We start from the raw sequence: 6637 nt of genomic DNA on the forward strand, positions 1-6637 counted from the left end.
CGCCGGCGGTGGGAAACCGCTGACAGGTGGCCCGGTGCCGGTGCCACCGCCGGCCCGTCGACGCCGGTGGCAACAAGGGATCGGGCCCGCCCGGCCAGGTCCGGACCGGACGGGAACCGAGGTGAAGGAACCCAGGTGAAGAAGGTGAAGCCAGAAACGAAGATGCGTCCGTAGCCCCTCAGCCGGCGGTGAACTCACGGCGGTTGTCGGTTCGGGTTGTCGGCCTGCCGATCGTGGGCATCGTCTTGCCGAGAGTTGTGTTTGAGCCGTACCGGCAACCGTTCATACTGGTGGAAGCCTCATGCTGTTCTCGGGCATGAACAACCGCGGGTCGGCTGGTCGAGTGTCCGTGATCAGCCGGGTATGATGGCCCGCTCCTGCCTGCACAGTCGGCTGCCGCGCCAGATCGTCGAGACAGATGCCACTTCTATGTTCCAACCCGGTGTCGTATTGGGACGCCGCTGCCCGCTATCGTGGAGTTCGTCGAGCACGGTCATGCCAATATGGCCTATCCTTGCCGTAGTAACTGAAGTCAGAGATATATCGGAGGTCGACCGTTGGCACGTCGTGCGCGTCTGAGCTGGCCAGAAGAGCGTCGCCAAGCAAGTGAGGTCGTCGTCCGCCGGGTTGACCCCGGCCGTGGCTGGACCCTCGAGCAGGCCCGTGACCTGGTGCGGCAGGGCTACTCTGTCGAGCATGTAGCGGAACGCACAGGATTTCCGCCGCAGATGTTGAAAGTCGCCGAAGTGGCTGCCGACGAGTGAGTCGTTCGGTCACCACGCGCTCCGGTTGTGAAATAAGCACTCTCGGCGACGCGTATAGAGGCAGGCTCCGGCGGGGTTCGCCGAGCCAGACCGGGGAAGTGAGGAGCGCTACGCCGACGTTCTGGGTCGGTCACCCTGCGGAGCCCGACAGCGATCCGGGGATCTGGGCCGCTGGCAGCGCGTAAAAAAGCATGATCACATTGCCTTTGGTCCGCTGGATTGCGCCGGCATCCGCGTCCGGGTCCTAATGCGGGCCCGGCGATTCGCGCCGGTCATTCCCCGGCGATGATGATTGATCGTCCTCTTCCGATCACTTAACGTCGGTATGCTGCGTGTACGTGATTGTTGTCTCGCTGCCCGTGGCACGAACAAGCCGATCGAGGTGGTCCGAGTAGACGCCGTCCAAGCCGAATCCCACAAGCCGATTCAGCGTCCCGGACGTCTGCGCATGCCAGCCGAAGGCGAGCAGCCCGCCGGCGTGAACCGACCGCACCATCGGTGCGCTCCACTCGTTGGCCCGTAGGTTCAGCACCGTGGCACCGGAGGCCGCGGCATCGCGCACATACGCGTCCAGGTTGCCGCTGCCGGCGTGCCCGCGGAAGCCAGCATCCCGCGCGGACGCGGAGTTGACCAGTTTCACCTGATCGGGTCCGGTGACGTCGTCGAGCGATCGCCAGCAGCGGATCGCTACGAGGCTCCCGCACAGCCACAGCCGTCCTGCCGCGCCCGCGGTCCGCGCCACACCGACGACAGCCTGAGCGGCTCGCCGGGTGGCCTGCGGCGGGTCCTTCAGATCCAGGCTGAGCTCGAAGTCGCTGCCGCAGGCGGCGTAGAGGCCGGCCAGGCTCGGAAGCCGGTCCGGCAGCTGTGCCGCGGGCAGGTCGCTGATCCGGCGGCGGCGGCCCGGGGGTCCGAGCACACCGTCGTGGTGGAGTACCGGGACGCCGTCGGCGGTGAGCCACACGTCCGACTCCAGACCGCCCGCACCGCCGGTCAGCGCCCGCCTGAACGCCGCCAGGGTGTTCTCCCGCTGGAAGCGGCCTGGCGCGCCCCGGTGGGCGAATCCGATCGGACGCCCGGCGGGACGGGTCACCGAGCGGTGGGCCGGGCGGGCTGGTTGAGGATGTCCAGCGTCCGGGTGTGCAGGCGGCCGTTGGTTGACAGGATCGAGCCGCCACCGGGCCCGCGGCGTCCGGTGAGATCGGTGAAGGTGCCGCCGGCCTCCTCGACGATCACCTGGAGCGCGGCCATGTCCCAGAGGGAGACGTCGGGCTCGCAGGCCAGGTCGACAGCGCCCTCGGCGACCATCATGTGGGACCAGAAGTCGCCGTAGGCGCGGGTTCGCCATACCGCCGCCACCAGTGCCATGAAGGGCTCCAGCCGTCCGGCGGCCGACCAGCTCTCGATGGAGGCGAAGGACAGATAGGCGTCGGCCAGGTCCGTCACCGCGGACACGGCAAGGGAGCGGATCTCGCCGACCGCCGTCCGGGTGTGAGCGCCCTGGCCGCGCGCCGCCCACCAGCGCCGGCCCATCGCGGGGGCGCTCGCCACCCCGGCGACGACTTCGCCGTCGACTTCGAGGGCGAGCAGCGTCCCCCATACCGGCACCCCGCGCACGAAGTTCTTGGTGCCGTCCACCGGGTCGACCACCCAGCGGCGCCGGGCGTCATCACCGATCAGGCCCTGCTCCTCGCCCAGCACCGCGTCGCCGGGCCGGGCCTCGGCCAGTCGCTCGCGGATCATAGCCTCCACGGCGGTGTCGGCGTCGGTGACCGGGGTGGCGTCGGGTTTCGCTTCGACGTGCAGGTCAACGGCCTGGAAACGGGCGAGTGTGATCGCGTCGGCGGCGTCCGCGAGGGCGAGGGCGAGGGCGAGGTCGTCACCGACCGGATACCCGCTGGCGGCAGCCGCGTACCCCTCGACGGCGGCCTGCGTGCCACCGTGAACCGGCTCTTGGCCTGTTCCCAGCGTGTCTGTTCCCACAGCGTCTGTTCGCACAGCATTGGTCACGCGGGGAGCGTACCCGCGTGACGCACGTACCCGGGCAGAAGGTGGCCTTCGCGGATGAGGCGCGCCAGGTGCGGTGAAGGTACCTCCGATACCGGAGGCGATTCGCCGCTCTCCGGCGGCACCGGGAAACGAACGACGTCGCCGTACCCGGGTCCGATCGTCATGACGGGTCGGCGCCGGAGCGGGCGGCAAGCAGCCGGCGCAGGCTGGCCAGCCGGGCCGGGTCCGCCCGGCCGTCCTCGACCGTCTGATCAAGCGCGCAGTCGGCGAGACCCGCCAGGTGGGTACAGCCGCCGGGGCAGGCCGCCGCGGCCGGGGCCAGATCGGGGAAGGCCCGAAGGAGCCGGTCGGTGGAGACCGCGCCCAGCCCGAACGAACGCACCCCGGGAGTGTCGACGACCCATCCTCCCCCCGGCATCGGCAGGGCGATCGCCGCGGACGAGGTGTGCCGGCCGCGGCCGGTGACCGCGTTGACCGCACCGATCGCCTGGGCGGCGTCGGGCACCAGGCGGTTGACCAGCGTCGACTTACCCACCCCGGAATGACCGAACATGACGCAGACGTGGGCCGCCATCAGCGCGGTCAGCCCGGACAGGTCGGCGTCCGGCCTGGTGGTCACCACAGGTAGGCCAAGTGGTGCATAAAGTGCGCGCAGGGGCGCATCGTCGGCGAGATCGGCCTTGCTCAGGCACAGCAGCGGCTCCAGCCCACCGTCGTAGGCCGCGACCAGGCACCGGTCGATCAGCCCCGTCCTCGGCGGTGGGTCGGCGAGGGCACAGACGATGACGAGCCGGTCGGCGTTGGCCACGATCGGGCGCTCCACCGGATCGGTGTCGTCGGCGGTGCGGCGCAGCACGCTGTGGCGTTCGGCCCGCCCGACGATCCGGGCGAGGCTGCCGGGCGTGCCGGAGACGTCCCCGACCAGGGCGACCTCATCGCCTACGACCACACTGGTCCGGCGCAACGAACCGCCGCGAACGGCAGCCACCAGAGCGCCGGTGGACGCGGATGGAACACCGGTGGACGCGGGCGGGCGAGGCGGTCTCCCGGCTGCGCCCGAGCCCGCACCTGGCTCCGCGCCCGTACCCGCGTGCGTGTCCGTGCCCGCACCCGCGTTCCAGCCGGCTTTCGCCGCCACCTTCCCGACGACATGGCAGGTGTAACGGCCCCGGTCGACCGCCACCACGGTCGCCGCCACCGCGTCGGCGTGGTCGGGACGTTCCCGGGTGCGTGGCCGAGACCCGCGTCCGGCCCGCACCCGGACATCGTCCTCGTCGAGTTCCCGAGGCATTCAGACGTGCCGTTCGAGGTCGCGACGACGGCCGGCTCTCACGGGCGCGAGCCCGTCCCGCCGAGCATCTGTGCCCACAATCGGGGGAACTGCGGCACGGTCTTACCGGTCGTACCGATGTCGTCGACGAGCACGCCCGGCACGACCAGCCCCACGACGGCATAGGCCATGGCCAGGCGGTGGTCGGCCCGCGGGTCGAGGCGGGCGCCGGTCAGCGGCGCGGGGGAGACGGCCAGCCCGTCGTCGGTCACGGTGATCGCCGCGCCCAGGCGTCCCAGTTCGGCCGCGAGCGCACCGAGCCGGTCGGTCTCCTGCAGGCGCAGGTGGGCGATGCCGCGCAGGCGGCTGGGCGAGTCGGCGAGGACGGCCAGCGCCGTGAGCGTCGGGGCAGCCTCGCCGTAGTCGCTGAGGTCGACGTCGATGCCGCGCAGGCGGTCGGGTCCACGGACCTCCAGACCGGCCGCGGTCGGAGTGTAGGTGCATCCCATGGCGGCCAGCAGGTCAGGCAGCATGCGTCCGGGCTGGACGGTCCCGCTCGGCCAGCCGGCGAGCACGACCCGGCCACCGGTCGCCGCGGCCGCGGCCAGGAAGGCGGACGCACTGTTGATGTCGGGCTCGATGACACGGTCATGGGCGTGCAGCGGCCCCGCAGCGACCGACCAGCGTGCGCTGCCGCCAGCGCGACGGTCGACGTCCACGTCGACCGTCGCGCCGGCGGCGCGCAGGTCCGCGACGGTCATCTCCAGGTACGGCCATGACGGCAACCGCGGGCCGACATGACGGACGGCGGCTCCCCTGTCGTAGCGGGGAGCCGCCAGCAGCAGGCCGGAGACGAGCTGGCTGGACGTGGAGGCGTCCACCGTCACCTCGCCCCCGGTGAGGTGACCCCGGCCGTGCACGGTCAACGGCATCCGGTCGCCGTCGATGGACGCGCCCAGGGTCCGCAGCGCGTCCAGCAGCGGGGTGAGCGGACGCTCCCGCATGCGCGCGTCGCCGTCGAAAACCACGTCACCGTGCGCCAGCGTGGCCAGCGCGGGGGTGAACCGGGCGACGGTACCGGCGTTGCCGCAGTCGATCCGGGCGGCCGGGGCCGCCTGCAGCGGACAGCGGCCATGGACCAGCCAGTCATCATGATCGTCGACAACGGCCACGCCGAGCTCGCCGAGGGCAGCGGCCATGAGCAGGGAGTCCCGGGACCGTAGCGGCCTGGTCAGCCGGCTGGTCCCGGCGGAGATCGCCGCGAGGATCAACGCGCGGTTCGTCGCCGATTTGGACCCCGGCATGGTCACGGTCGCGTCGACCGGCCGATCAGCTGTCGGCACCGGCCAGGGATCCGTGGGTACGTCCGTGGTGACGGTCACCAGTTCAGCATGCCGGACGCAGGGGGTCGGCACCGCCTCCCGGGGCTGTCAAGCCGCGGCCGGGTACCGCGGTCATATCCCGCGGCCGGGTACCGCGGCCGTACCCGTTCGCGGTTCATACCGGATATATGCCGGATATGTGCCGGGTATATGCCGGATAACTGCCTGTCGAGGGCAATCATTGCGTGCGGACGCGACGATTGTGACGTTGTTCAGTCGGGGCGGCGGGCGCTGGCGACCAGGTGGATGCCGATCGACTCGCCTTCGCGTTCGGCCGAGAGTTCGACCTCTGTCCGGACCAGGGTGGGAAAGCAGGACACGTCGGAGGCGACCGCGCGGGTCACCGCCTCGGCTGACAGCACCGTCCGCGGTCGGATCCAGTCGACGTCGAGGCCGGCGCTGGTCAGCAGGGCGTGCAGTTCCTCCGGCCAGAAACAGCGGGTGATGGACCCGTCCTCGGCGGGGACGAGGACGACGTCGGCGCGCGGGACGTCGGACAGTTCCGCCCAGCGGTGCTGTTCGGCGAGCCGGGCAAGGCCCAGCAGCAGCGAGTCGACGCACAGCAGCAGCCGCCCACCAGGGCGCAGCATGCGGTAGATCTCTTCCAGGGTCGTCTCCGTGGCCAGGCAGAACGACAGCGCGCGGCCCTCTGCCAGGACGGCGTCGAAGCTCTCCGGCGCGAACCAGTCCAGCGACCGGGCGTCACCGGCCACCTGCACCAGCCGTCCGCAGCCCGCGGGGTCGCCCGGCCGGGCCGGACCTCGTCCGCCGGCCTCGCCGGGACGCGAGGGAACCCGGGATGGGCGAGCATGGCTGTCTTCGCGTCTGCCGACGCTGCGGGCGCTCGGGCGATCCGAGGACGGGACAACGCGCACGACATCGTGTCCGGCCGCGACCATCTGGCGTGCGAACCTCGTCCGTGGGCCGGACACGTCCAGGACTCGGATCTGCGACATCGGCAGCCAGTTGGCCAACTGGGTCGCGGCGACATCTTCGTAGAACGCCCAGTACGGATCATCGCTGTCCGTGGGGGCCTCGTAGACGAGGGTCGGCGTTCGTCCGCGCGGCTGATCTGGCTCGGCGTCGAGACGCGGCAGCATGGACCTTTACCTACCCTTCAGGGGAGAAGATGCGAAACAAGTCACACACACTCACGGGAAGTCTGACAGATGCACACGGGCAGCGGTGACATTTTTCTCTCGGGCATGATC

6 protein-coding genes are annotated in these 6637 nt (G+C 70.9%); 1 reads left to right on the forward strand and 5 read right to left on the reverse strand.

Annotated features, from left to right (window positions below; all coding sequences use genetic code 11):
* Positions 1 to 557 precede the first annotated feature (557 nt).
* On the forward strand, positions 558 to 764 hold the full coding sequence (locus DD1DGNOD_RS27765) for a hypothetical protein (RefSeq protein WP_131765539.1): 207 nt from the start codon (positions 558 to 560) through the stop codon (positions 762 to 764).
* Positions 765 to 1074: 310 nt separating this feature from the next.
* Here the strand turns inward: DD1DGNOD_RS27765 and DD1DGNOD_RS05460 are convergent, their stop codons facing one another.
* The 5 genes from DD1DGNOD_RS05460 to DD1DGNOD_RS05480 form a co-directional block, all read right to left on the reverse strand.
* Positions 1075 to 1857 (reverse strand): glycerophosphodiester phosphodiesterase, encoded by a 783-nt coding sequence (locus DD1DGNOD_RS05460; RefSeq protein ID WP_131769589.1) that lies wholly within the window; start codon positions 1855 to 1857, stop codon positions 1075 to 1077.
* Positions 1854 to 2747, reverse strand: a complete 894-nt coding sequence (gene hisN, locus DD1DGNOD_RS05465; RefSeq protein WP_283234659.1) for a histidinol-phosphatase — start codon at positions 2745 to 2747, stop codon at positions 1854 to 1856. The genes DD1DGNOD_RS05460 and hisN overlap by 4 nt, the downstream gene beginning before the upstream one ends.
* 187 nt (positions 2748 to 2934) lie before the next feature.
* A complete protein-coding gene (rsgA, locus tag DD1DGNOD_RS05470) occupies positions 2935 to 4065 on the reverse strand; it encodes a ribosome small subunit-dependent GTPase A (RefSeq protein ID WP_131765540.1) in 1131 nt (376 codons plus the stop codon).
* Between the two features lie 38 nt (positions 4066 to 4103).
* Positions 4104 to 5426: a 3-phosphoshikimate 1-carboxyvinyltransferase gene (aroA, locus tag DD1DGNOD_RS05475; RefSeq protein WP_131769590.1), complete on the reverse strand. Its 1323-nt coding sequence runs from the start codon at positions 5424 to 5426 to the stop codon at positions 4104 to 4106.
* 212 nt (positions 5427 to 5638) lie between these two features.
* Positions 5639 to 6526, reverse strand: a complete 888-nt coding sequence (locus DD1DGNOD_RS05480) for a methyltransferase domain-containing protein (protein WP_131769591.1) — start codon at positions 6524 to 6526, stop codon at positions 5639 to 5641.
* Positions 6527 to 6637 lie beyond the last annotated feature (111 nt).

This window comes from Candidatus Protofrankia californiensis (assembly GCF_900634765.1).
In the GTDB taxonomy this organism is placed as follows: domain Bacteria; phylum Actinomycetota; class Actinomycetes; order Frankiales; family Frankiaceae; genus Protofrankia; species Protofrankia californiensis.

Coding starts and splice junctions, on each gene's coding strand:
- rsgA (WP_131765540.1), bottom strand. CDS start 4,065: ATGCCTCGGGAACTCGACGAGGACGATGTCCGGGTGCGGGCCGGACGC.
- DD1DGNOD_RS05480 (WP_131769591.1), bottom strand. CDS start 6,526: ATGCTGCCGCGTCTCGACGCCGAGCCAGATCAGCCGCGCGGACGAACG.